This window comes from Thalassospira lohafexi (genome assembly GCF_002844275.1).
In the GTDB taxonomy this organism is placed as follows: Bacteria; Pseudomonadota; Alphaproteobacteria; order Rhodospirillales; family Thalassospiraceae; genus Thalassospira; species Thalassospira lohafexi.
On the sequence record NZ_NXGX01000004.1, the window covers coordinates 224,195 to 247,307 of the forward strand.

23 protein-coding genes are annotated in these 23,113 nt (G+C 53.2%); 18 read left to right on the forward strand and 5 right to left on the reverse strand.

The features are described 5' to 3' along the window. Positions 1-228: 228 nt before the first annotated feature. From COO92_RS10850 to COO92_RS10895, 10 genes are all read left to right on the forward strand, one after another. Complete coding sequence (locus COO92_RS10850; protein WP_022731880.1) at positions 229-765, forward strand: flagellar basal body-associated FliL family protein; 537 nt, start codon at positions 229-231, stop codon at positions 763-765. Positions 766-807: 42 nt separating this feature from the next. Further along, positions 808-1,947 carry a flagellar motor switch protein FliM gene (gene fliM, locus COO92_RS10855; protein ID WP_101302059.1) on the forward strand — a complete coding sequence of 380 codons (1,140 nt, stop codon included), beginning with the start codon at positions 808-810 and terminating at the stop codon, positions 1,945-1,947. Between the two features lie 3 nt (positions 1,948-1,950). Next, on the forward strand, positions 1,951-2,700 hold the full coding sequence (locus COO92_RS10860) for a DUF6468 domain-containing protein (RefSeq protein ID WP_101302060.1): 750 nt from the start codon (positions 1,951-1,953) through the stop codon (positions 2,698-2,700). Between the two features lie 149 nt (positions 2,701-2,849). Next, positions 2,850-3,566, forward strand: a complete 717-nt coding sequence (locus tag COO92_RS10865; RefSeq protein WP_101302062.1) for a MotE family protein — start codon at positions 2,850-2,852, stop codon at positions 3,564-3,566. A 220-nt stretch (positions 3,567-3,786) separates the two neighbouring features. Further along, positions 3,787-4,173: a response regulator gene (locus tag COO92_RS10870; protein ID WP_022731884.1), complete on the forward strand. Its 387-nt coding sequence runs from the start codon at positions 3,787-3,789 to the stop codon at positions 4,171-4,173. A 35-nt stretch (positions 4,174-4,208) separates the two neighbouring features. Beyond that, on the forward strand, positions 4,209-4,850 hold the full coding sequence (locus COO92_RS10875) for a protein phosphatase CheZ (protein WP_101302064.1): 642 nt from the start codon (positions 4,209-4,211) through the stop codon (positions 4,848-4,850). A gap of 11 nt (positions 4,851-4,861) precedes the next feature. Next, on the forward strand, positions 4,862-5,725 hold the full coding sequence (locus tag COO92_RS10880) for a flagellar motor protein MotB (RefSeq protein ID WP_101302066.1): 864 nt from the start codon (positions 4,862-4,864) through the stop codon (positions 5,723-5,725). Next, positions 5,725-6,453: an OmpA/MotB family protein gene (locus COO92_RS10885; RefSeq protein ID WP_022731887.1), complete on the forward strand. Its 729-nt coding sequence runs from the start codon at positions 5,725-5,727 to the stop codon at positions 6,451-6,453. The genes COO92_RS10880 and COO92_RS10885 overlap by 1 nt, the downstream gene beginning before the upstream one ends. 2 nt (positions 6,454-6,455) lie before the next feature. After that, a complete protein-coding gene (locus COO92_RS10890) occupies positions 6,456-9,965 on the forward strand; it encodes a tetratricopeptide repeat protein (protein WP_101302067.1) in 3,510 nt (1,169 codons plus the stop codon). Between the two features lie 97 nt (positions 9,966-10,062). After that, positions 10,063-11,394 carry an SEL1-like repeat protein gene (locus tag COO92_RS10895; RefSeq protein WP_101302069.1) on the forward strand — a complete coding sequence of 444 codons (1,332 nt, stop codon included), beginning with the start codon at positions 10,063-10,065 and terminating at the stop codon, positions 11,392-11,394. Positions 11,395-11,515: 121 nt separating this feature from the next. Here COO92_RS10895 and fliP read toward each other — a convergent pair whose 3' ends face one another. The 5 genes from fliP to csrA all read right to left on the reverse strand — a co-directional run bounded on the left by fliP (position 11,516) and on the right by csrA (position 14,145). Further along, positions 11,516-12,337, reverse strand: coding sequence for a flagellar type III secretion system pore protein FliP (fliP, locus tag COO92_RS10900; RefSeq protein WP_240626404.1), 822 nt, complete (start codon positions 12,335-12,337; stop codon positions 11,516-11,518). Then, positions 12,334-12,720 carry a FliO/MopB family protein gene (locus COO92_RS10905; RefSeq protein ID WP_101302071.1) on the reverse strand — a complete coding sequence of 129 codons (387 nt, stop codon included), beginning with the start codon at positions 12,718-12,720 and terminating at the stop codon, positions 12,334-12,336. The genes fliP and COO92_RS10905 overlap by 4 nt, the downstream gene beginning before the upstream one ends. Before the next feature lie 171 nt (positions 12,721-12,891). Next, positions 12,892-13,227 carry a hypothetical protein gene (locus COO92_RS10910; RefSeq protein WP_022731892.1) on the reverse strand — a complete coding sequence of 112 codons (336 nt, stop codon included), beginning with the start codon at positions 13,225-13,227 and terminating at the stop codon, positions 12,892-12,894. Then, positions 13,224-13,640, reverse strand: coding sequence for an EscU/YscU/HrcU family type III secretion system export apparatus switch protein (locus COO92_RS10915; protein ID WP_101302072.1), 417 nt, complete (start codon positions 13,638-13,640; stop codon positions 13,224-13,226). The genes COO92_RS10910 and COO92_RS10915 overlap by 4 nt, the downstream gene beginning before the upstream one ends. Positions 13,641-13,866: 226 nt before the next feature. Next, entirely contained in the window at positions 13,867-14,145 is a 279-nt protein-coding gene (csrA, locus tag COO92_RS10920; RefSeq protein ID WP_028791477.1) for a carbon storage regulator CsrA, read from the reverse strand. Between the two features lie 283 nt (positions 14,146-14,428). Between csrA and flgB the strand changes: the two genes are divergently transcribed. The 8 genes from flgB to COO92_RS10960 all read left to right on the forward strand — a co-directional run bounded on the left by flgB (position 14,429) and on the right by COO92_RS10960 (position 23,104). Further along, complete coding sequence (gene flgB / locus COO92_RS10925) at positions 14,429-14,830, forward strand: flagellar basal body rod protein FlgB (protein ID WP_022731895.1); 402 nt, start codon at positions 14,429-14,431, stop codon at positions 14,828-14,830. Positions 14,831-14,853: 23 nt separating this feature from the next. Continuing rightward, positions 14,854-15,261: a flagellar basal body rod protein FlgC gene (gene flgC, locus COO92_RS10930; RefSeq protein ID WP_022731896.1), complete on the forward strand. Its 408-nt coding sequence runs from the start codon at positions 14,854-14,856 to the stop codon at positions 15,259-15,261. Between the two features lie 45 nt (positions 15,262-15,306). After that, the gene (fliE, locus tag COO92_RS10935; RefSeq protein ID WP_022731897.1) at positions 15,307-15,633 is read left to right on the forward strand and encodes a flagellar hook-basal body complex protein FliE; all 327 of its coding nucleotides are present in this window, start codon (positions 15,307-15,309) and stop codon (positions 15,631-15,633) included. A 173-nt stretch (positions 15,634-15,806) separates the two neighbouring features. Further along, on the forward strand, positions 15,807-16,076 hold the full coding sequence (gene fliQ / locus COO92_RS10940; RefSeq protein WP_022731898.1) for a flagellar biosynthesis protein FliQ: 270 nt from the start codon (positions 15,807-15,809) through the stop codon (positions 16,074-16,076). A 102-nt stretch (positions 16,077-16,178) separates the two neighbouring features. After that, positions 16,179-16,943 carry a flagellar biosynthetic protein FliR gene (gene fliR / locus COO92_RS10945; RefSeq protein ID WP_022731899.1) on the forward strand — a complete coding sequence of 255 codons (765 nt, stop codon included), beginning with the start codon at positions 16,179-16,181 and terminating at the stop codon, positions 16,941-16,943. A gap of 52 nt (positions 16,944-16,995) precedes the next feature. After that, the gene (flhB, locus tag COO92_RS10950) at positions 16,996-18,066 is read left to right on the forward strand and encodes a flagellar biosynthesis protein FlhB (RefSeq protein ID WP_101302074.1); all 1,071 of its coding nucleotides are present in this window, start codon (positions 16,996-16,998) and stop codon (positions 18,064-18,066) included. Between the two features lie 226 nt (positions 18,067-18,292). Further along, entirely contained in the window at positions 18,293-20,314 is a 2,022-nt protein-coding gene (locus COO92_RS10955) for a methyl-accepting chemotaxis protein (protein WP_101302076.1), read from the forward strand. 174 nt (positions 20,315-20,488) lie between these two features. Next, a complete protein-coding gene (locus COO92_RS10960; RefSeq protein WP_101302077.1) occupies positions 20,489-23,104 on the forward strand; it encodes a hybrid sensor histidine kinase/response regulator in 2,616 nt (871 codons plus the stop codon). Positions 23,105-23,113 lie beyond the last annotated feature (9 nt).

Consider the following 23,113-nt stretch of genomic DNA (forward strand, 5'->3'; position numbering starts at 1 on the left):
GGCAGTTCTTAAGCCATATCCTGTAAGGAAGGTGTGCTGGTAAGAGATTGAGCGCGTATGATGCCCTGACCCGGCAAGTTCTGACTGTCGGTCGTGAATGGCAAGTGTTACGAGCTAATGATCAGAAGAGAAACGGATTTTTAACGTGATAGCGTTATGGCTTTTAATCCGGCACAGTGTTTGCTGGATGGAAAGTCAGAAATCCAGAACGCAGGAATTTGCGAACCAATGGGCGAAGAAGCCGACGAAATCGAAATGGACGAAGGTGGCGGTGGGCGCAGCAAAAAGATGCTGGTCGTTGTCATTCTGATCGTGCTGCTTTTGCTTGGCGGCGCTGCGGCAGCCTATTTCACCGGGTTGCTTCAGCCAGTCATTGATATGTTGTCGGGCGGCGATAGCGCGCCGACCGAAGAAGTGATTTCAGAAAGTTCGATCGAAGACGCACCGGGTGTTCCCGAGAATGTTGGCTTTGTCGATCTGCCCGAGATTCTGGTCAACCTGAATGCCGGGGGCGGCAAGCAGAGCTACCTTAAAATCCGGGTCAGTCTTGAAGTTGCCGATCAGGCAATGCTGCCGCAAGTCGAAGAAATGATGCCGCGTATTGTCGACAACTTTCAGGTTTACCTTCGCGAATTACGCCCCGAAGACCTGTCCGGGTCCGAGGGCATGTTCCGGCTGCGTGAAGAATTGCTGATCCGTGTCAGTGCGGCGGCGAAACCAGCGAAAATTAACGACGTTCTGTTCAAGGAAATGCTGGTACAGTAATCTTGTAACAGCCCGAATGCCAAAATCAGGAACCAATTGCTGATGGCTGATGAAGACGAAGATGATGATGCACTCGCCGCCGAATGGGAAGCCATGGCCGGTGGTGATGACGAGGGTGGAGACGACGGCGGCGAGGATATGGCCGCCGAATGGGAATCCATGCTCGGCGACGATGATGAGGATGATGCTGGCGATGAAACCGCGGTCAGCAGCGGGCCATCTGCGCGTGTCCTAAATCAGGACGAAATTGACAGTCTGCTTGGTTTTGATGATGGGTCTGGTGCGGGTGATCAGTCGGGCATTCAGGCCATCATCAATTCATCGATGGTCGCCTATGAACGTCTGCCGATGCTTGAGGTGGTGTTTGACCGCCTCGTACGTATGATGTCGACGTCGCTTCGTAACTTCACATCTGACAACGTTGAAGTGTCGCTTGATAACATCTTGTCGCTGCGTTTTGGGGATTACCTTAACTCGATCCCGTTGCCGGCGATGCTGGGTGTGTTCAAGGCGGAAGAATGGGACAACTATGGTCTTTTGACCGTTGACTCGGCCCTGATTTATTCCATCGTTGACGTGCTGCTGGGCGGGCGCCGTGGTACGGCTGCCATGCGTATTGAAGGGCGTCCTTATACAACAATTGAACGCAACCTTGTCGAACGCATGATCCATGTGGTCTTGGGCGACCTTTCCGCCGCGTTTGATCCGCTGAGCCCTGTGACCTTCCGGTTTGAACGTCTGGAAACCAACCCGCGTTTTGCAACGATTGCCCGTCATGCCAATGCGGCCATTGTGGCCAAGTTGCGCATCGATATGGAAGATCGCGGTGGTCGGCTTGAGCTTCTGATACCCTATGCGACACTTGAGCCGGTTCGTGAACTGCTGCTTCAAATGTTCATGGGCGAGAAGTTCGGTCGCGATTCCATCTGGGAAAATCACCTCGCAAACGAGCTTTGGCAGACCCATATCAACTTGTTGGCAGTGCTCGACGAGCAGGTGATGTCGCTGGGCGATGTTATCAACCTTGAGGTTGGCAACCGTTTGATCCTTAATACCAGTCCGACGTCGCCAGTTGAGGTGCGTTGTGGTGATGTCCCGCTGTTTAAAGGGATGATGGGGCGCAAAGGCGACCGCATTGCGATCCAGGTGCGTGATCGTGCGCGCATAAACGAGGAAGATTAGCCAATGGACTTCGCGTTCTATCTGGATCTTGTGATGATTGTTTTGCTAATCGCAACGATCATCTATGCCGTGATCCTGAACCGAAAATTGGCGGCTTTTCGGCGCAGCCGCGAAGACATGCAGAACTTCCTGACAGCATTTAATGCCGCAAACGAACGCGCGGAAACCTCGATCAGGGCGCTTAAGGAAATGGCAGAGGATTCCGGCGAAAAGCTGCGCGAAGATATCGAAAAGGCTGAGGCGCTTAACGAAGACCTGACCTTTATGGTGGATCGCGGTGAAAGCATCGCCAACCGTCTTGAAAAAGCGGCAAGCGATGTCAACGCGGGGCGCCGGGGTGGAAATTCTGCGAGCAGTTCGAGCCCATCATCAAAATCGGGTAACGCCGCGTCGGGCAAACACACTGCCGGGGTGTCTGATTTGGCGTCATCGGGCAAAGATCGCAACGATGTGATTGATGATCGCGACGGATATGGCGTGGAAACACGGGCCGAAGAATTAGCCGCCCGCATGGTGCGCGATATGGAACGCGGTGGCCGCAGTGACGCCCAAGACCAGGACCCTGAACCACGGATGGGAAAACCAGCCGGTGGATATGATGATGACGGTGGCCGGTCCAGAGGCGGTTATGGCAATGGCGGTTCAGTAACCGGTAACGGTGGCATGTCATCTGATGTCTATGATCAGGATGAAGACGCCGGTCGTTCCGAGGCAGAGCGCGAATTGCTTGCGGCATTGCGATCGGTTCGATAGGGGGGGGGCCGAACACTGTTCGGGGCTGCCGGACTTGTTATTATGACATTCGTTTTTATCTAAAGAGTGTGATGTCATTCTGTTAGATTAAAGACAAAACAAGCGTGAAGGAGCATGGGCACAAGATGCCAAATTGCTTAGGTGAATAAATGTCTGGTGTGCGTATCCTGCCTTTGGTCGTTCTTGTCGGCCTGATGGTGTTATCAATGCGGGTGGTCAACCTGTTCTCGGAAAGTTCGGATAAAGCCGAAATCGCCGAAAACACAGGTGTGAGCATGGTGCAGATGGCGCAGGCGCAGGCCCCTGCCACCGAAGAGGCCGCAACGCCGCCTGAAACACCGGATGCCGGGGATCCCGGCTTGGATAATCCGGCTGGCCTGACCATGGAAGGTGAACCCATGGAAGAAGGCGACGTTCCGCCAACACTTGGCGGCGATCCGACCCTTTTCACGCAGGAAGAAATCGATCTGCTACAGAACCTTTCGGTGCGTCGCGGCGAACTTGACCGTAAGGAACAGCGCCTTGATGAACGTGAAAGCCTGATTGCCGCGGCAGAAGCCCGCATTGATGCCAAGATCGACGAAATGAAATCCTTGAAAACGGCGATTGAAAAGCTTGTCGAGACCAAGGAAGTTCAGGAAGACGACCGGATCAAAAAGTTGATCAGCGTCTATGAAAAAATGAAACCGAAGGATGCAGCCCGCATCTGGAATGATCTTGATATGAATATCTTGCTGCAGGTCGCACTGGGCATGCGCGAGGCAAACACCGCAGCCGTGTTGTCAGAAATGACACCAGACCGCGCGCGGGCCTTGACCTCGGAGCTGGCTTATAAGCAGGACATCAACATGCTGCCGTTGCAATAGATGGCAGTTTAATTTGCACTAATATTGCGTTGCACCTTTTCATTGAAAGGTTGGAACGTGCAATTATTCGAGTATAGTCAATGTGATGGCGCAAACTGGTAATGGTCAAAAACCTTGATTAACCATTATTAAATATGTACATCACGATTATTAGGGGCCTTACCAACATGCGCGTTTCGTGCGGTAAGGGTAAGAGATCAGATAGCTGATGGAGTTGTGAATGGCCGTCGATCCGAATATGCCGATCCTGATTGTGGATGATTACAAAACCATGTTGCGTATCATCCGTAACCTTCTGCGGCAGCTCAACTTTACGAATATCGAAGAAGCGACCGATGGTAGCATGGCGCTTCGTAAGTTGCGTGAAGCTCCGTGCAGCCTCGTGATTTCTGACTGGAATATGGAGCCGATGACCGGCCTTCAGCTTCTTAAAGAAGTCCGTGCAGACGCCAAGTTGAAGGACCTGCCCTTCATCATGATTACGGCAGAAGCCAAGACCGAAAATGTGGTCATGGCGAAAAAAGCAGGTGTATCCAATTACATCGTTAAACCGTTCAACGCAGAGACGTTGAAGGGTAAAATGAAGACTGTTATTGGTGATTTCTGATCAGGGGCGCGGGACATTAGTCCCGCGATACCGTTATGTCCAAAGCGTCCAAGGACGAAATACGCCAATTGTTGAATGATCTTCACGAGCGTCTCGAAGGGGATGATCTGAAGATTGAACAACTCTCTGAACTGATGGATCAGCTGTCACGCTTTGTGGGTGACAAGCCGACCGGGGATCAGAAGCGTCTGTTTGGTGAACTTGACGAGCTTTCAGGCATCATTCGCAAGATGAAGTCGGAAATCGCGTCGCTGCGTCCGGACGATATCAAGGCTGAATACATTCCCAACGCAACAGACGAACTTGATGCGATTGTGGATGCGACAGCGGGGGCGACCCATGAAATTCTTGATGCCATGGATGCACTTGAAGAATTCGCTCGAACGTTGCCCGCCGAACAGGCTGAGCTCGTAACCAGCGCAACAATGCGTGTTTACGAAGCTTGTAACTTCCAGGATATTACAGGGCAGCGCACGACCAAGGTCATTAAGGCTCTTAAATCCATTGAGGAACGTGTTGAAGGACTGGTGGCGGCATTTGGTGATGAAATTGCCAAATACGCAGCAGCCAATCCGAAAACCAAAAAAGAGCCAGAAGGTGATGAATCACTTTTGAATGGCCCGCAGCTTGAGGGCAAAGGCGTTTCGCAGGCTGACATTGACGCGATGTTTAACTAAGTGGCGTTGATATGGCGGAGATAGAGGACGACGGACCAACACCACCAACACCTCCTGCGAATGGTGCGGTGGCGCTGTTTCTCGCTCTCTATCTGTTGCTTTTGGCGTTCTTTATTCTGCTCAATACCATTTCGACCTTTGAAGAGGTCAAAACACGCGAAGTGCAGGAAAGTCTTTCTTCTGCGTTCGCGTCTATTTTACCCCCCACGACCAGCTTGCAGACCGTGACCTCAATCGAAGGTCCGGTTGTTGCGGCCGAGGACATGCAGGAAAAGCTGGGACATCTTTTCCAGACGGCAATCAAAGTTGTTCGGGTTCAGGTCATCCAGCCCGGCAAATTGATGGAAGTCATCATGCATGTGGATCAGCTGTTTGATCCCAATTCCATTCTCATTCGCGAACGTCAGTCAGAGTTCATGGATCAGCTGGCAAGGGTTTTGGCCGATGATCAGGGCTATGCGTCTTATGAAATGGAAATGGTGATGGGCAGTGAAGTCGGCTCCAAGGGGACGGTCGAAATTGAAAACAACCTTCAAATCGCCCGTGCTGGATCATTCGCCCGTGAATTGATCGACGTTGGCGCACCACAGGATCATCTTTTTGTGGGTATTGATCCCGGCGCTGATCCATTTATCGTGACCTTCCGGTTCTTCTGGAACCTGGGGCCGAAAGAACCACCCCAGCCGATTGAGCGTGAAAGCGATACACCAAATGGCGCAAATGGCAGTGCAACGCCTGCTGGCGTCGCGCCAACTGGAAACGGGAACACCGGTATCTTTGCACCGCAAAGAATGACCATCCCGCTTCCAGGGGGGAACCAGCCTGCTGTCAATCAACCAATCCCGCTTGGACCGCAGGCAGGGGGAGGGAGCTGATGGCTGAAGAAGAATTCAAAAAGCACGAAACTCGAAGTGGTCCACCGGTCTGGATGCTCAGTCTGGCAGATTTGATCTCGTTGCTGCTGACGTTCTTTGTCATGCTGTTTGCAATGTCGAAAGTCAAAATTGACCGCTGGGACGAGGTTGTCGATTCTTTGTCGCAATCGATCAAACCATCGCCGCGCGAAGAAAATGACGAACCGATGGCCAGCCTCAACATTCCGCGCGTTTATCGCAAACCGGCAATGAACCTTGATTATCTCAGTGCGGTTATTGATGATGCGATTGATGATAACCCGGTACTTGGCGATGCACGCATGTCGCGTGATGCCGACAAACTTGTGATTTCACTTCCGGGTGATCTTCTGTTTGTCAGTGGCAGTTCGGAAATGACCCAAAAGGCCCGGCAGGCGCTTTTTGTGCTGGGCGGCGTTTTGCGAAATATTGGTAACCGTGTCGGTGTGCAGGGGCACACGGACCCCAGACCGCTCAGCGGACGGGGCGTTTATGCGTCAAACTGGGAACTTTCGCTGGCGCGTGCTGCGGCTGTTGCGAACGAATTGAAAAAATCAGGTTACACAGATTACATAAATATTTACGGATTTGCTGCATCAAGATACGACCAGCTTCCTGAAACGGTCGATGAAGATACGCGCTTTGAAATGGCGCGTCGGGTCGATATCGTCATCGAACCCCATGGCGGAAGCGGGATCGGAGGCACGTAAGTATGGCAAATCTTGCTGTGCGCATCCTGCTGGCGGCTGCGATCACGGCTGCCACGGCAATTTTATTGCCCATTAGCGGAATGCGCCCTGCAATGGCCCAGGCGGTTGATCCAGTGATCATCCGTTCCGGGATGCATAGCGGCTATGGACGAATTGTTCTGCAATGGAGCAAGCCGGTCAATTACACCGCTGAAATCATCGGTGATCAGCTCGTTGTGCGATTTGACGCGCCGCTTGTCGCATCCCTGCGCGGGGTGCTTTCTCCGGTTTCCGAGTATGTTGAAGACGGTTTCTTTGATCCGGACGGTCGCACAGTTGCGTTTGTGTTGCGCGATGATTTCGAAGTGCGGGCCTTTAATGTCGGCAGCAACGTGGTTCTTGATATCCTTGATAAGCCACAAGCCACTCCACCTGCGCCAACACCGCCGGTGCCGGTAAGCAAACCTGCTCAGCAAGAACAAACATCACCGCAAGTCACACCTGCGCCGACCGTGCCGGTTGAAACCACAAATATTGAAAACACTGATCCCGATTTGCGCACGCTTGATGTGCGGGTTGGCCGCCACCCAACCTTCTACCGGTTGGTTTTTGATTGGCCCAATCGCACCGAATATGAGTTAAGCGGTGCGCAAGGATCGCAAAAAGTTGCATTTGGGGCCCCCGCGCGTATTGACGGGGCGGCAATTTCGCGTCGTCTCCCCGAAGGCGTACGCATTCGTCAATCTGCGACAAACCCGCTTGCTGTGGCTATTGATACAGATCCACCGCGCTCGTTGCGCCATTTCCGGTCTGGTAACAAGGTTGTAGTTGATATTATGGGGGCACAGCGCGCCCCGGTAACCACGGCCGAAGACAGCCGCCCGGCGACGACCCCTGGCGCCGCAGCAACGCCACCTGCACCCACAGCACCTGCATCTCAAGCCACAGCACCGACTGCGCCTGCTGCTCCACCGGCAAGCGCCAATACCGATTCCGCGCAAACGCCAGATGGGTCCAGTCCAGCGGTAAACGACGGGATCGATCCGACGTCACCAGAAGCCTTGGCCGCAAAAGCGCTAGCGGATGCTGAGCAAAGTATTGCGACTGGCGGTGGTGCGCAAGAACGTGAAAGTATTGGTGATCTGTCGGTTACGGTTGAGCAAACGGCAACAGAGATGTCCCTTAACTTCCCGTTTGGTCAGCCCGGTGGGGCGGCAATCTGGTCACGTGCCGGATTCTTGTGGGCAGTCTTTGATGTTCGGGCCAATCTTGACCTTGAAGCCGTCCGACAGGAAGCCGCCCAGATTGTTGGGGTGATTGAGCAGATCGACAGTCCCTATGCGACCGTTGTGCGTCTGACCATCCCTGAAGGTGTGGGACTTTATACCACTGTCAATGACGCCGGTGATTGGCGGGTCACGCTGCAACAAGGTATTCTGCAGCCAATCGAAAAACTTGGCCCCTCGATTGAGCTTGATGAACAGACCCGCGCGCGCCTGATTGTGCCACTTGATGATATCGGGCCAACCATTCCAATTGATGACCCGGAAGTGGGCGATATGTTGCGTGTTGTGACCACGTCTCAACGCGGTTACGGCATCGAGGTTGCCCTGCGCTATCCGGAATTTGAAGTGTTGCCATCCGTGCAGGGGGTTGTGGTCGCGCCCATGAACGAAACTGTACAGGTCACCAGTCGTGGCGACGGTCAGGCCGTGGTTGTTACTGCCGAGGATGGTCTTAACATCTCGCCTGAAGGCGCGCGGTTGCTGGCATCCGCAACCGGGGTCCGGGCCGCAACCGGCGATGGTCGCGAAGGGTTGATCTTCGAGCTTGATGACTGGCGACGCGGGGGGCTCGATAATTACAACAACGCCATTCATAAGTTGCGCCGGGCGATTGCGCAAAGTGGTGACGAACACCGTAACAAGGCCCGACTGGAACTGGCGGAATATTATTTGGCCAACGGTCTTGGGCCAGAAGCAAATGCCATCGTTTCCGTTATGGAAGAAGACGATCCGCTGATTGCGCAGAAAGTTCAGTTCCGTGCCCTGAAGGCGGCGGTCAAATTCCTGAATCGTGATTACGCCGAAGCCGAACGACTGCTTGACGACGACCGTCTGAAGGCGATCCCGGAAATGCAGTTATGGCGGGCGGTGACCCTTGCTGCACGCGGGCGGCCGAACGAAGGCGCACGTGATTTGCTTGAAAGCGTCCATATCCTTGATTTCTATCCGCCGGAACTTCTGGGGCGGATTGGACCGATTGCGACCGAACAGGCGCTTTTGGTTGGCAATCCCGAAGCAGGCATGGACCTGATTGAAAAAATGTTGCTGACCAGCGGGTTGTCCGAAAGCAAGATCATGGACATCCAGTATCTCAAAGGCATCTTCGAAGAGGAAGCTGGCGAACTGGAACAAGCGGTTGCGACCTGGGATCAGGTGGCCGAGGGCGAAAACCGCAAAGCCCGTGCCCATGCTATCTTTGACAGAACAGAACTTTTGATGCGTTTGGAGCGGTTAACAGCCGATGATGCGATCGAACAGCTTCAAAAGTTGCGGTTTGCATGGCGTGGCGATGCCTTTGAGATGGCGTTGCTCAAACGTATTGGTGAACTGCAGATCGAAAACAAAGATTTCCGCGATGGATTAAATACCCTGCGTCAGGTTGCGATCTTCTTCCCGAATATGCCGGTTGCCATAGAAGCAACCGACTTGATGCACAAGACGTTTGATAACCTCTATCTGGGCGACGACATCAACAATATCTCGGCGATCAAGGCGGTGGCCCTGTATGACGAGTTCCGCGAACTGACCCCGGCCGGTGAAAAGGGTGATGAGCTGATCCGCCGTCTTGCCGATCGGATGGTCAGTGTCGAACTGTTTGAGCGCGCCGAAGAGTTACTCGAACATCAGGTTGATTTCCGCCTTGATGGGGTGGAAAAGGCACGTGTCGGGGCACGCCTTGGCTTGGTCTATTTGCTCGACAGCAAACCTGAACAAACCATCAGTGTGATTGAAAAGACCGAAGAACCGGGCATTTCCGAAGAGCTCGATACCCAACGGCGTCATCTTAAGGCGCGCGCTCTTTTGGATGTTGATCGCGGGGCCGAAGCCATTTCATCGCTTGAAGGTGATTATTCCAAAAATGCCGAACTGCTGCGGGTCGACTACTATCGTGGAACACGTGATTTCTTGTCAGCGGCAGAAACCTTCCAGCGTCTGGTCGGTGGGGATCAAGGCGATGTGATTGACGGGTTCTCTGACGAGCGTGCGCGCTATGTCTTGAACTGGGCTGTGAACCTTGCGATGGGCGGGCAGGAGCGGACGCTTAATATGCTCAAACGTCGCTATGGCGAGGTCATGGCCGCAAGCCCGTTTGCACAGGCATTTAATCTGATTACCTCGTCACCGACACAAGGGTTGATCGATTATCGGACCTTGGCAGACAAGGTTGACGAGGTGGAGAACTTCCAGGGCTTCCTCGCAAATTATCGCGATCAGTTGGAAAAATCTCAGCTTAGTGCTATAAATTAAAGCTCGAACAATGGTGTGAGCCGCATGCGGAGCTAAAAAGCACCGATTTGCGCCCTTTTTCCGTTGATGTTTTGGTTATGGCGAAAGAGTTGCTGTGATGGATCGTGCTTTAAAGATGGTCTATTATGATGACGTAAAGGTGGAAAAAGACATCTTTGCGCAGCTTTCGCTTGCCGAAAAGCATTTTCAGGGCGCGGGAATGCCGCGTGACGAAAGTGCGACTCGACGTATCCTTGACCAGATTCACCGTCAAAGCCGTGCGTTTGCTGCGATCTGCTATGGCTACATGCGCAGTAAGGGAATCGGCGTTGCCGAGGACCTTGGCGAAGGCCAGCAATGGTACCGCGAAGCGGCGTACTGGTTTAACGAAGAAGCATCATCGGGTGAGTCTATTTCGGCCAACAATCTTGGCTATCTTTATGCCAAGGGGCTTGGCGTTCAGGAAAATGCCGAAACCGCCGCGCACTGGTTTGAAGAAGCTGTTGAATTTGGCTCTGTGGCAGCGCTTTACAATCTTGGTGTGTGCTATCTGAACGGCTGGGGTGTTCCCCAGGATGATGAAACGGCAATCGAGTATCTGCAGCGCGCGAGCGCACTGAACGATCCGTCTGCAGCCAGTGTTCTTGCCTATCTTTATCTTGAAGGCCGTGGTGTCAGCCGCGACCCGTCCAAATCTTTTGAATACAACATGCGCGCGGCACGTGCGGGCAGCGTCGAAGCCGCATCGGCCCTTGGCTATGCGCTTGGCGTTGGTCTTGGTGCGGAGCGCAATGTGGCCGAAAGCATCAGTTGGTTTGAAATGGCCGCCAGCGAGGGTGACGCATACGCGCAGGCCAACCTTGCGATGTATTTCTGTCACTCCTCGGATCTCAAGCTGTTTAACCGCGGCTGGACGATGCTGACACATGCCTGTGATCAGGGCGATGTGTCCGCCAAATATCAAATGACGCAAATCCTGATTTTTGGCGTGCCGCATCGCGAACCCGATTACGCCGCAGCGCTTGATATTGCGATGGATTTGGCTGAGCTTGGCCATCCCGGCGGTTATCACCTGATTGGGGTGATGTACGAGCATGGCCTTGGCGTGCCTGTTGACATGGTGCGTTCGGCGACATGGTTTGAGCGTGCCGCACGCAAAGGGTCTGCCAACGGTCAGGCTGGCCTTGGTCGCCTGTATGCCATTGGTAGTGGCGTGGAACAGGACAATGTGCTGGCTTATTACTGGCTACGTATGTCGTCCCCTGCCGAAGGCAGTCAGGCATACCGCGAAATGGAAGCCGTTTTGGCCCGCATGAGTGAAAAAGAACGTCGCGTGGCCGAAAAATACGTTGCCGAAAATCCCGGCCCACGCCGCGGCAGCTTTGGTCTGAAACCGCTCGAAAATGGTGTTTTCAAATCGGGTACCAAGTCCGGTAAATACAAAGCGTAGCGTTTTCGTTGCGGAGATGATGGTCGGGACGAAACGTCCAACGCACTAAAAAAGCCGCCTGCACATGCAGGGCGGCTTTTGTTTTGGGTGGGTGATTTTTGGGGTTCGGCGCTTTCGGGGGCTACCCCCCGAAACTTTCCACCAAAGACCCGGCAATCAAGTACCAGCCGTCGACCATCACAAAGAAAATCAACTTGAATGGTAGCGAGATGATGACAGGCGGCAACATCATCATCCCCATCGACATCAGGATACTTGCAACCACCATGTCGATGATCAAAAACGGAATGAACAACAAGAAGCCGATTTCAAACGCCCGACGGAGCTCGCTGATCATAAAGGCCGGGATCAGGGCGCGCAGCGGAATGCTTTCGGGGGTGGTGATTTCGACCTTTGCCAAATTAACAAACAATTCGAGGTCGCGGTCGCGTACCTGCGTCATCATGAAATCATGGACCGGGCTTACAGAACGCTCAAACCCTTCGAATTCATCAATGTCGCCATTGATCATCGGCTGAATGCCCTCATCCCAGACCCTTTCAAGGGTTGGCATCATGATGAACAGGGTCAGGAACATCGCCAGGCTGACAAGAACCTGATTGGGTGGGGACTGCTGAATGCCAAGGGCTGTTCGAAGCAGGCTGAGGACTACGATGATACGGGTAAAGGATGTCACCATCATCAGGATGGCCGGTGCGATGCTCAGGATCGTGATCAGACCGATCAACTGAATCATGCGCCCCGATGATGTCACCCCCGGGCCTTCGCCCAGATCAAAATTAAACGTTTGCGCATGAACCGTATCGCCACCGATCAGAATGGCAATCAGGGGCAGCAGTGACCAGATCGCACATAGCGTCAACCAGCGTGGTGCACGCCATCGTGCGGGCGATGACGCGACCGTGTTGTGCGACGTATCGTTATGATCAGAAGAACGGCTCATACGGGGGCTTTCCTGTCGGACGTGTCGAGGGTCTTGCGGGTGGCAGACAGGATATCGGCATCTTTTTCCGCGGTTTCCGGGGGATCTGTAACGTCACTGTCGAGAAGGTCGGTAAAATGGGTGCCGATGTTGCGCTCAACGATCATATCGCCATTTGGCCCCAACAAGACCAGATGTTCGGTATCATCACGTTTCAGAAGAACAAGACGGCGTTTGGTATCAACAGGAACCACTTCGACAATGGACAGGCGGCGTTTAATACCGCGCCGGTTGATGTTGCGTGCACCAGGCACAAAACGCCGTGCAATCAGGGCAAACACCCCGATAATGCCCAGAACAAAAATCAGGGCAGCAACAAACCGGAAATAAGCGCTTAGTTCCATCAGGTAGTCATCCCCGTGATCGACCCGAGACTGTCCAAAAGTGACGTCTTACCCGCAACGACCATATTTCTGTTTACCGCGACCACACCGGTCACACAAGATGTCAAACCGATGTTCGCACTGGTAAGGCGTTTGAAATCAGCCTTTTGCCACCATGGAAATCAAAATCCCTTATCGGGTTTTGGCCGCATGGGCATAGGCGTTTGTGGCCTGTGCAGTGTTACTGATGCCCCGTAATTGACGTTGAAGGTCGGCGTATTCCTGTTCCATATTGGTTTCAAACAGGGCCAATTCATCGGTAAGGGCTGCAAGCAGCGGTGTCACATCGGTGCGTTGTTCCGGGTTCATGGAACGGGCCTGCGCACACAGATCGGCAACTTTGGTTTCAAGGGCTGAAAGCTCGACAACCTTGCCGTCTTCAAGATACCGCTGACTGGTTCGGATCAGCGACAATACGCGCTTTAGATCCTTCTTGAACTGATCGGGTTTGAAATGTTCAGGGCTCATGATTGGCCTTCCCCGTTTCGATCACCTGATGGTGCAGCCGAGACCCTGTCGGTCGGCTCGGTCTGACTGCGCGATGGATCGCCGTAAATACGGTTGATCCGGTATATATAGTTCAAAATCTCGGCGACGGCAGCAAACGCTTCAAGCGGAATTTCGCTTTCGACTTCAACAGCCATCAGTATTTCCGTCAGATCGGTGTCCTTGCGGACCTTGATCCCATTGGCAAAGGCCACCTGCAATATCTGTTCCGCAACGCCGCCTTCGCCCTTTGCACTAAGGACCGGGGCGTTGTCACGACCATGCGCATAGCGAAGGGCAACAGCCTTTTGCTCAGACGTTCCGGGCGCGGCAAATTTTTCCGTTTTGGATGCCGGTGCGTCCGTTATGTCATATGTGGGTTTTTTCCCGCTCATACTGCCCTTCAACCCGGGACGCTTTTGCCTGAATTTCAAATCTCAGGTTCGACCATAGACCCGAGATGGTCAACAAATCGTTGTCGAACCAGTTCACCACAGAAAGTTGCAATATAGGAGGACAGATGTCCGGGCCGGATTTAGGATATCCGCGACGTTAACGGCGGGTATCGGTTAAACGGGCACTGGAAATGGTGCCGCCCGGCGCGGGGGAACGGATCAAACGTCAGCTATCATCGGCGTCCTTGCCGATGTCAGCTTCTTTTTCGACCGTTTTGGCGGATGGCGATGAAGATTGTCCGAGATGACGGATAAGGTCTTCGCTGACGGCAGCAGAACGGTTTTCTTCCTGAATGCGGTCATAAAGTTCGCGTCGCAGGACCTGAACGTCTTCAGGGAATGTGAAGCCGAGCTTTACGGTCTTGCCACGGACCTCAACGACAGTGACCTCGATATTGTCGTCAATGACAACGGAGTCGCCGACTTTTCGTGTGAGATAGAGCATACGGTGTCCCGGTTTCGCTAGATGGCAAACATAATTTACCAGATCGTGCACAATATGCCCGCTTTCAAACGCGCGGTCTAGTACCAGCCTTCATTTGCGGGAAATCTATGCGAATTCAAGGATGTTTTCGGCTCTGGCACGCTTCATGCATTTAGGTTGGCAGGAATGTTCGGCGCGGCAAAAATCGCCTCTTTGATCAAACCGGCCCCGCAAGGGCGATGGCGTTAACGTCGGCTTTACCCGCGCACCCAATACTGAGCAATGCGCAGACAAGGAGCAGAAAATGGATATCGGCAAACTTGGCATGTTCGCCAACCTTAAAGAAAAGATGGACTGGCTGACACAGCGTCAGGAAGTCATTGCGCAGAACATCGCCAACTCCGATACGCCAAATTACCGCCCCGACGATCTGAAAAAATTCGACCCTAAGAATATCGGCCGCGATCGCCAGTTCATTCTGGCCATGAACGCGACCACGCCGGGCCACAGCCAGGGCCTGCATAAACCGCAAAACTTCAAGGACGAGGAAGTGCGCAAGAACTACGAAGTCGCACCGGGTAAAAACGCCGTCATCCTTGAAGAACAGATGGTCAAGATGAACGAAAACCAAGTCGATTATCAGACCATGACCCGTCTTTATTCCAAGCAGAAATCGATGTTCATTTCCGCCCTCGGCCGCATCTAACCCGATCGTAGAGAGTTAAAATCATGGAACTTTACAAAGCTTTTCAAATCTCTGCTGCTGGTATGCGCGCCCAAGGGACCCGTCTTCGTATTGCCGCGGAAAACGTTGCCAACGCCGATAGCCTTCCGACCCAGCCGGGACAGGACCCATATCGCCGTAAACTTCTGACATTTAAAAATGTCATGGACCGCGAAGTCGGTGTTGAGATGGTTAAGGTCAATAAGGTCGTGCCTGATCGCTCCGATTTTGGTATGAAGTACGAACCAAGCCATCCAGCAGCCAACGATCAGGGGTACGTTCAGACCCCGAATGTCGAAACACTGGTTGAAATGATGGACATGCGCGAAGCACAGCGTTCCTATGAGGCCAACCTCAATGTGATCCAGTCATCGCGCAGCATGTTGCTCAAGACCCTTGATATCCTGCAGTAAGCAGTCATATCTAAAGGACCAAGACAAGTTTAAGGATCTCAACCGATGGTCTCCAGCTTCAACGATGCCATTTCTGCCTACCGCAATGCGGCTGCGGGCAAGACCGATACCGTTGCCGAACGTGTCACCGGTACGGGCAATACCGTTGATCCGGGGGAAAGTTTTGCCGACATGGTCCGCGGGGCGGCATATGATGCCCGCGATACCATGGTCAACAGCGAACAGATGACCCAAAAGGCCATTACCGGCGATGCTGAACTCCATGAAGTTGTGACGGCGGTTTCGGCGGCTGAGGTGACACTGAGAACTGTGGTTGGGGTGCGTGACAAAGCTGTTGAGGCGTATCAAAGCATCCTGAACATGCCGGTCTGAATGCAGGCGTTATGACGTAAAGACGAAACCGCACGATAGACCGTGCGGTTTTTTGTTTTTGAAGAACCATTTGATACAACAGGAAATCATGGCAATCGGGCGGCCATATCCTGTATGAAGAATGAACCGGCGGCATGATCGCCAGCAAGAGCACGACGAGGCGGGAAGACCAGATGGATCAAGCGGAAATCATGGATGTGGCCTATGACGCAGTTTGGACGCTGCTCAAGGTGACCACGCCGCTGATGTTGATCGCACTTGGGGTCGGTCTGGTCATCGCGCTGTTTCAGGCCCTGACACAGATTCAGGAAATGACACTGACGTTTGTGCCCAAAATTCTGGTGATTTTTGTGGCTCTTCTGGTGTTGTTGCCGTGGATGATGACGGAAATGGTCGAATTTATGGGCCGGATGGTTGATCATTTCATCGGACTGCCAAATTAGCGACGGCTCGCACGAACTGTTTCTTCTTTTAACCGCGACACGTCCCCGTCGTCCCGGCACTATCATTCGCTCCGTTTCGTAACCCAAGGCACCTAAGGCAAGATGGATCTTCAGGAGTTTCTTACTCTTAACGTCTATGTCGTCCTGATGAGTTTCGCCAGGGTCGGGGCCGCCTTTATGTATATGCCCGGCATCGGGGCGAGAAGTGTTCCCGCACGCGCCCGTCTTTTGTTTGCCTTTTGGGTCGCGGTCGTGATTTCCCCGCTTGCGGGGCCTTTGTTCCCGCCTCAGCCTGCGGATGCGGCGTCTTTGCTGTTGGCTATTGGGTATGAAATTACGGTCGGGCTTTTCTTTGCCTTGTTCGCGCAAGTCATGCTGGCCGGTTTGCAAACAGCGGGGGGCATTATTGCCTACCTGTCATCGATGGCGAACGCCTTTTCATCGGACCCGTTATCAGGCGCGCAAAGCGCGGTGACCGGCAACCTGTTGATTCAGGTCGGGATTGTCTTGTTGTTTGCCACCGGGATGGACCATTTGATGATCCAGGCCTTGTTTGAAAGCTATTCGCTGTTTCCGCCCGGCGGGGCCTTGCCGGTTGGCGATATGAGTGAGTTTTTCGCCCATGCGATCAGTGACAGCTTCATGATTGCCGCCCAAATATCAGCACCGTTCCTGATTGTTGCGCTGGTATTGCAAATCGCACTCGGATTGTTAAATAAACTGATGCCGCAATTACCGGTTTTCTTCGTTGCCATGCCTGTTCAAATTGGGTTGGCGCTGCTTTTATTGACGCTGGCATTGCCATCCATGATGATGGTGTTTCTTGAATACTACGAAAACGGACTTGAGGCATTTATCAATCCGTAGGGCAGAGTGCTCCGATTGTCGGGGTGATGCTCTGGCCATGAATGGGTAGCCAATGGCAGAAGAAGACGACAGCCAAAAGACAGAAGACCCCACAAGTAAAAAGCTTGAAGACGCGCGCAAAAAGGGTCAGGTGCCGGTTTCCAAGGAAGTCGGTAACTTCATGCTGTTGTTTGGTGGCGGTCTTGTCCTGATGATGCTTGGGCCGAGCATGGCCGAAGCTGTTCGCGACCTTTCGCTTGGCTTTATTGAACATCCGCACATGATTGATGTCAGCAGGGCAGGCATGCCGATCCTGTTTAAGGATGTGATGCTGGGCATGCTGTGGGTTCTGGGCATCCCGTTTGTGCTTTTGGTTTTCTTTGCGGCGGCCGGTCATCTGTTACAGAATGGCCTTGTGGTCGCCCTTGACCGGATCGAACCAAAGCCAGAAAAGCTTAATCCGCTTAAAGGGCTTAAAAATCAGTTTTCGATGAAAACGATGGTTGAGTTCGTCAAGAATGTCTCAAAGCTTTTGCTGGTTGGGGTGGTTCTCACGCTTGTAATCATGCCAGAACTGGTTGACGTCGAACTGTACCCCCAAATGCCACTGGCTTTAACGCTTGAGCGTCTCTACGACATGATCGTGATTTTGCTGATTGCGACCATTTCACTGACAGCCGTGATTGCCGGGTTGGACTTTGCCTACCAACGGTATGAGTTCAACAAGCAGATGAAAATGTCCAAGCAGGAAATCAAGGACGAATATAAGCAGACCGAAGGCAGCCCGGAAATCAAGGCCAAAGTCCGTCAAATCCGTATGCAACGCGCTCAACAGCGCATGATGTCAAACGTTCCCTCTGCCGACGTGGTGATTACCAACCCGACCCATTTTGCCGTCGCACTGAAATACGACATCGATACGATGGGTGCCCCGATGTGTGTCGCCAAGGGGCAGGACAACATCGCGCTTAAAATCCGTGAAGTGGCCGAAGAAAACGGTGTCACGGTGATGGAAAACCCGCCGGTTGCCCGTGCGCTGTTTGCCACGGTTGAAATCGATCAGGAAGTTCCCCCCGAACACTACAAGGCAGTCGCCGAAATCATTTCCTTCGTCTTCCGCCAAAAGGGCAAGAAACTGGGGTGACGCCAATGGCGGACCTGCGTATGCGGGCGATTTTGATATCAGTCCAGCATTCAGGAATGCTGCGTTAGAAATTTTGCACCGGCATGATCTAGATCAATTCTCAACTGACTAAATTACAGTATATGCGATGCTATACGAAAGTATTGATTTCACGCAGATGGCAACTTGCTTATATGCAGCTGGCATGTCTTGAAGCGTGTGTGTTGTCAGAATTGGAATAAAACAAATGAAAGTTAGAATTGCCGGGCAGATTGCATTGTCGAATGCGATCATAGTTATCATGTTGATCGCGGTTGCAATTGGCATTGGTGTCGTCAATTCGCAAGGACGTGACGCGACCAGCGAAGCGACCAAACTAGGTGTTGTTGCCAGCACAGATGTGCCGCAACTTATCAACGCAATCGCAGGTGCACGCTACAATGTTATTCAGGTACAGCAATGGCTGACGGACATTTCTGCGACGCGTGGCCTTGATGGCTTGAATGACGGTTTTGATGAAGCCAAGTCTGCTGCAATAGGATTTGCCGAGAACCTGAAAGAAGCCAAGGACCTTGCGCAAAAACTTGGCCAAACTGACCTTTATGATTCTCTCATCAAAGTCGAAGCCGCTTTTCCGGCTTATTACGACGCCGGCAAACAAATGGCACAGGGCTATATCGACGGTGGCCCAGAGGTCGGCAACAAAATGATGGCCAATTTTGATGGCGCAGCGGCAAACATGTCAGATGCGCTTGCGGGCGCTGTTTCAAAAACCGAACAATACAGTAGTTCAATAAAGAATGATTTGGTTGAAAAACTTAGTGGCCTAGAGTCGAACGTTCAATCGGTATTCTGGCTGACGAACTCGGTAACGGTTGCTTCTATTCTGATCTGTGCACTGATCGCTTTTGTCATGCACCGTCGGATAGCAAAACCTGTTGCGGGCAGTGTCGCGCTTTTGCGCCGTCTTGCCGATGGGGACTATGATGTCGACATCTATAAATCCACGCGCGGTGACGAAATCGGTGATCTTGTCCGCGTGATGGAGGTTTTCCGTGAAACTGGGCGCAACAACGTGAATATGCGCGCGCAGGCGGAAGTCGAACGTGAGCAGGCTGAAAAACAGCGTCAACAGTCATTGATGAAGATGGCCGAAAAAGTTGAAACTGAAACGCGTCGGGTTGTCGAAACGATTTCTGGTCAAACAGGTGAGCTTGCAGCGGCGGCCAAACGTATGTCGGGGTCTGCTAACCTTGTTCAGGGTAACTCTGAAACCGTCGCCGCGGCGTCGGCACAGGCACTTGCTACCGTTGAGGCGGTCGCTGGCGCAGGCGAGGAACTGAACTCGTCGCTTGGTGAAATCAACAGTCAGATTTCACGTGCCAATCGGGTCAGCCAGGATGCCGTGAACGCAAGTCGATCGACCGAGCAAACAGTATCGCAGCTTGCCAATAGTGTGCGTGGTATCGGTGAAGTGGTTGAATTGATTTCCGGGATTGCCGAACAAACTAATCTTCTGGCGTTGAATGCAACGATTGAAGCGGCGCGTGCCGGTGACGCGGGTAAAGGTTTTGCTGTTGTGGCACAGGAAGTAAAAAATCTCGCGACGCAAACCAGCCGTTCTACAGATGAAATTACCCGCCAAATCAACGAAATCCAAAGTGTGACCGATACTGCCGTACAAGCCGTCGCGACCATCGCAGAAAAAATCCACGAAATGGATGAGGTTTCAACGGCAATTGCTGCCGCTGTTGAGGAACAAAGTGCCGCGACCGCCGAAATTGCCCGAAACGTCAATGAGACAGCACAGGCTTCACGCGAAGTTTCCACCCGTATCAACGAAGTTTCTGACGAAGCATCAGTGACCGGTAAAATGGCTGCTGACGTTGGTCTGTTGTCCGAAAAGGTAGCAGAGGCGGTTCGCGATCTGCGTACTGTATTGATCGAAGTTGTGCGGACCTCGACAACAGATGTTGATCGTCGTGGGACGAAGCGACACGTGGCATCGCAGTCCATCAATCTGCGCCACAATGGCAAGTCCGGTCGTGCAAAGATTGAGAATATCTCCGAAGGGGGGGCCTTGCTTACTACGGATATGAATATGAGCGCCGGAGGCAAGGTTGAACTTGATTTGCTAGCAAACGGCACGGCGGTACGTGCAATTATCCGCAATGTCATGAACGATAAGGTTAGCGTGGAATTTGACGCCATGAAAATCTCTGAGGCTGACATCCGGAAGTTTTCTGATCGGCCGGCACGCGCGGCGTAAGAAATCATACCGTCGACATTGGCTTCATAAAGTCGATTTAACCGGAAAGGCAGGGCTCCGCAAAGAGTCCTGCCTTTTGTTTTACGGCAACAAAACTTGTCGGTAGCCAGTCGGGCGATAAGCAGCTAAAAGTATAGACTATAGTGATAAGTTATTGGCTTTAAAGGCGGTCGCGTGCTGTTTCGGGGGCTCATCCTTGCTGTAAGTGTCGCATTTGTTGCGTTTGTCTATGTCCTGCTTGAGGTCATGGCAAAGGCAGGTCTTGATGCGCGTCTGATGTGGATCATCGGGTCGATGGTGACCGGGGTCGCAATTGTTGCGGTCGGGGCATTGTCGCTGTCTGCGCGTTGGCGCAATGGCGGCCATGATGAACTCGGCCCTGTGATCAATGGTCTTTCGAAATCCGATATCGGCGTTGCGCTGATTGATGCCTATGGTCGGACGATCTATGCCAACCCGGCGTTCTCGCGCAAACTGGCGATCGAACCTGGGGCGGATATGCTGTCTGCCCTTGAAGCACGTCTTTCCTATCTTGATATTGGCAGTGCCGATCTGGCCGAACTTCGCACCCGTGCCATGCGCGGCGAAGGCGGGGAGATGTATATCGACCTGTCGCGATCTGAAAAGTTTGTTGCGGCTGATCATCTTGCTACACCCGATGATGCTCAGAGCGACCGCGAAGACATAACCGATGCAAGTGACGACACTGCGCCGGCTGCAATGGCAAATGGCGCGTGCCTGCGCATCGCGGTTACGGCGGGCAATGCCCGTTCCGGCCAAATGTTATGGACAGTCGATGGTGTTGATCCGTCTGTCATGACAGAAACCGGTGCGTCGGTATTGATGCCGTCGCATGGCGAGGATGCCCCATTCCAGATTGCCGCCCAGCAGGCCGACGATATGCCCGCACTGCTGCCCGCTGTTGCCGGTGCGATTGCGGGGGGGCTTGAACATGCTGATCAGATGATTGAACGTCTGCCGGTCGGGGTGTGTGGTCTGGATGAAGAAGGCCGTATTCTGTATCTTAACCGCCGCTTGGCAAGCTGGCTTGGCGGCGATCCAGAAGATTTCAATAGTGGATCGCTTGAATTGGCCGATTTGATTGTCGGTGACGGGATCAACGGTGAGGTCAAGCTTAAGGTCAAAGGCGGCGAGCCGATCCGATGCTTTGTCACCCATTCGATCAATGCCCCGGGTACAGGGCCGGTTCGCAGTCAGGCCGTGATCTTCCCCGATCCGATGCCAGCCCACGAATGGGAACATGCACTGGCGGAAACCGAGCGCCGGGTACGCTGGTTCTTTGATGAAAGCCCGCTGTCGATTGTGCTGGCTGATATGTCGGGCACGGTGACCGATGCCAACCGGGCCTTTATCGTTACCGCCGGGCAGCGCCATGAAAATGTGGTCGGCCGGTCGATCCTTGAGTTGATCCTGCCCGAAGACCGCGACGAGGTTGCGCGTTATCTGTCCAAGGCCGTTATGGGCATGGGCAAGGGCGGACAGATCGAAGCCCGCCTTTCGGGCGCGCGCGGTGTCGCGGCACAGATTTACCTGCAACGGGTTGCCGGGCGTTCGGGTGAAGCCGGTGCGTTGCTTCTGAACTTCCTTGATACGACCGAGCAGAAGAACCTTGAGGAACAATTTGCCCAGTCCCAGAAAATGCAGGCGGTTGGTCAGCTTGCGGGTGGGGTGGCGCATGATTTCAATAATCTTCTGACCGCGATGATTGGCTTCTGTGATCTGTTGCTATCGCGTCATGGGCCGGGTGATCCGAGCTTTGCCGACATCATGCAGATCAAACAGAATGCCAACCGTGCGGCCAATCTGGTTCGGCAGCTGTTGGCGTTTTCACGCCGTCAAACCCTGCAGCCTAAAATCATCAACATCACCGATGCGCTGGCGGAAATGTCGAACCTGCTGCGTCGCCTGATTGGTGAGAAGATTGATCTTAAGGTCAATCATGGCCGGGACATCGGGTTGGTTAAGGTTGATCCGGGCCAGCTTGATCAGGTGATCATTAACCTTGTGGTCAATGCCCGTGATGCGATGGCAGGCGAGGGTGGGGTCCTGACGGTTCAGACCAGCACCGAAATTATTGACGAGCCCAAGGCAACTGGCACCGAAGTTATCCCGCCGGGCGATTATATCGGCATCAAGGTGTCTGATAACGGTATTGGTATTCCCAAGGACAATCTGACCCGTATTTTCGAGCCCTTCTTCTCGACCAAGCAACGCGGCGAAGGAACCGGGCTTGGGCTTTCAACGGTCTATGGCATTGTCAAACAAACCGGTGGCTTTATCGCCGTCGACAGCGAAGAAGGCAAAGGCACAACCTTTACCATCTATCTGCCGCGCTATGAGGCGACCGAGGAAGAGCTGGCTGAAACACAGGCCGTCGCCGAAGAAGCCCCGTCCCGCGATTTGACCGGCACCGGTGCGATCCTTCTGGTCGAGGACGAAGACGCGGTGCGGACCTTTGGCGCACGCGCACTACGTAGCAAGGGTTATGAGGTGCTTGAGGCCAATAACGGCGAAAACGCGCTTGAGGTCTTAAACAAGACCGACAAGACGATTGATCTGGTGATTTCCGATGTGGTGATGCCCGGGATTGATGGCCCGACCCTGGTCCGCATGCTGCGTGAACAGAAACCGGAACTTAAAGTCATCTTTATCTCCGGTTATGCCGAAGATACCTATCGCGATGAACTTGACGAAGAAAACGGCGTACATTTCCTGCCCAAGCCATTCTCGCTCAAGGATCTGGCGACCAAGGTCAAGGAAGTGCTTTGAGGCCGTCGG

Excerpts from the sequence above, each read along its gene's own strand:
- COO92_RS10850 (WP_022731880.1), top strand. The coding sequence starts at position 229 with ATGGGCGAAGAAGCCGACGAAATCGAAATGGACGAAGGTGGCGGTGGG.
- fliM (WP_101302059.1), top strand. The coding sequence starts at position 808 with ATGGCTGATGAAGACGAAGATGATGATGCACTCGCCGCCGAATGGGAA.
- COO92_RS10860 (WP_101302060.1), top strand. The coding sequence starts at position 1,951 with ATGGACTTCGCGTTCTATCTGGATCTTGTGATGATTGTTTTGCTAATC.
- COO92_RS10865 (WP_101302062.1), top strand. The coding sequence starts at position 2,850 with ATGTCTGGTGTGCGTATCCTGCCTTTGGTCGTTCTTGTCGGCCTGATG.
- COO92_RS10870 (WP_022731884.1), top strand. The coding sequence starts at position 3,787 with ATGGCCGTCGATCCGAATATGCCGATCCTGATTGTGGATGATTACAAA.
- COO92_RS10875 (WP_101302064.1), top strand. The coding sequence starts at position 4,209 with ATGTCCAAAGCGTCCAAGGACGAAATACGCCAATTGTTGAATGATCTT.
- COO92_RS10880 (WP_101302066.1), top strand. The coding sequence starts at position 4,862 with ATGGCGGAGATAGAGGACGACGGACCAACACCACCAACACCTCCTGCG.
- COO92_RS10885 (WP_022731887.1), top strand. The coding sequence starts at position 5,725 with ATGGCTGAAGAAGAATTCAAAAAGCACGAAACTCGAAGTGGTCCACCG.
- COO92_RS10890 (WP_101302067.1), top strand. The coding sequence starts at position 6,456 with ATGGCAAATCTTGCTGTGCGCATCCTGCTGGCGGCTGCGATCACGGCT.
- COO92_RS10895 (WP_101302069.1), top strand. The coding sequence starts at position 10,063 with ATGGATCGTGCTTTAAAGATGGTCTATTATGATGACGTAAAGGTGGAA.
- fliP (WP_240626404.1), bottom strand. The coding sequence starts at position 12,337 with ATGAGCCGTTCTTCTGATCATAACGATACGTCGCACAACACGGTCGCG.
- COO92_RS10905 (WP_101302071.1), bottom strand. The coding sequence starts at position 12,720 with ATGGAACTAAGCGCTTATTTCCGGTTTGTTGCTGCCCTGATTTTTGTT.
- COO92_RS10910 (WP_022731892.1), bottom strand. The coding sequence starts at position 13,227 with ATGAGCCCTGAACATTTCAAACCCGATCAGTTCAAGAAGGATCTAAAG.
- COO92_RS10915 (WP_101302072.1), bottom strand. The coding sequence starts at position 13,640 with ATGAGCGGGAAAAAACCCACATATGACATAACGGACGCACCGGCATCC.
- csrA (WP_028791477.1), bottom strand. The coding sequence starts at position 14,145 with ATGCTCTATCTCACACGAAAAGTCGGCGACTCCGTTGTCATTGACGAC.
- flgB (WP_022731895.1), top strand. The coding sequence starts at position 14,429 with ATGGATATCGGCAAACTTGGCATGTTCGCCAACCTTAAAGAAAAGATG.
- flgC (WP_022731896.1), top strand. The coding sequence starts at position 14,854 with ATGGAACTTTACAAAGCTTTTCAAATCTCTGCTGCTGGTATGCGCGCC.
- fliE (WP_022731897.1), top strand. The coding sequence starts at position 15,307 with ATGGTCTCCAGCTTCAACGATGCCATTTCTGCCTACCGCAATGCGGCT.
- fliQ (WP_022731898.1), top strand. The coding sequence starts at position 15,807 with ATGGATCAAGCGGAAATCATGGATGTGGCCTATGACGCAGTTTGGACG.
- fliR (WP_022731899.1), top strand. The coding sequence starts at position 16,179 with ATGGATCTTCAGGAGTTTCTTACTCTTAACGTCTATGTCGTCCTGATG.
- flhB (WP_101302074.1), top strand. The coding sequence starts at position 16,996 with ATGGCAGAAGAAGACGACAGCCAAAAGACAGAAGACCCCACAAGTAAA.
- COO92_RS10955 (WP_101302076.1), top strand. The coding sequence starts at position 18,293 with ATGAAAGTTAGAATTGCCGGGCAGATTGCATTGTCGAATGCGATCATA.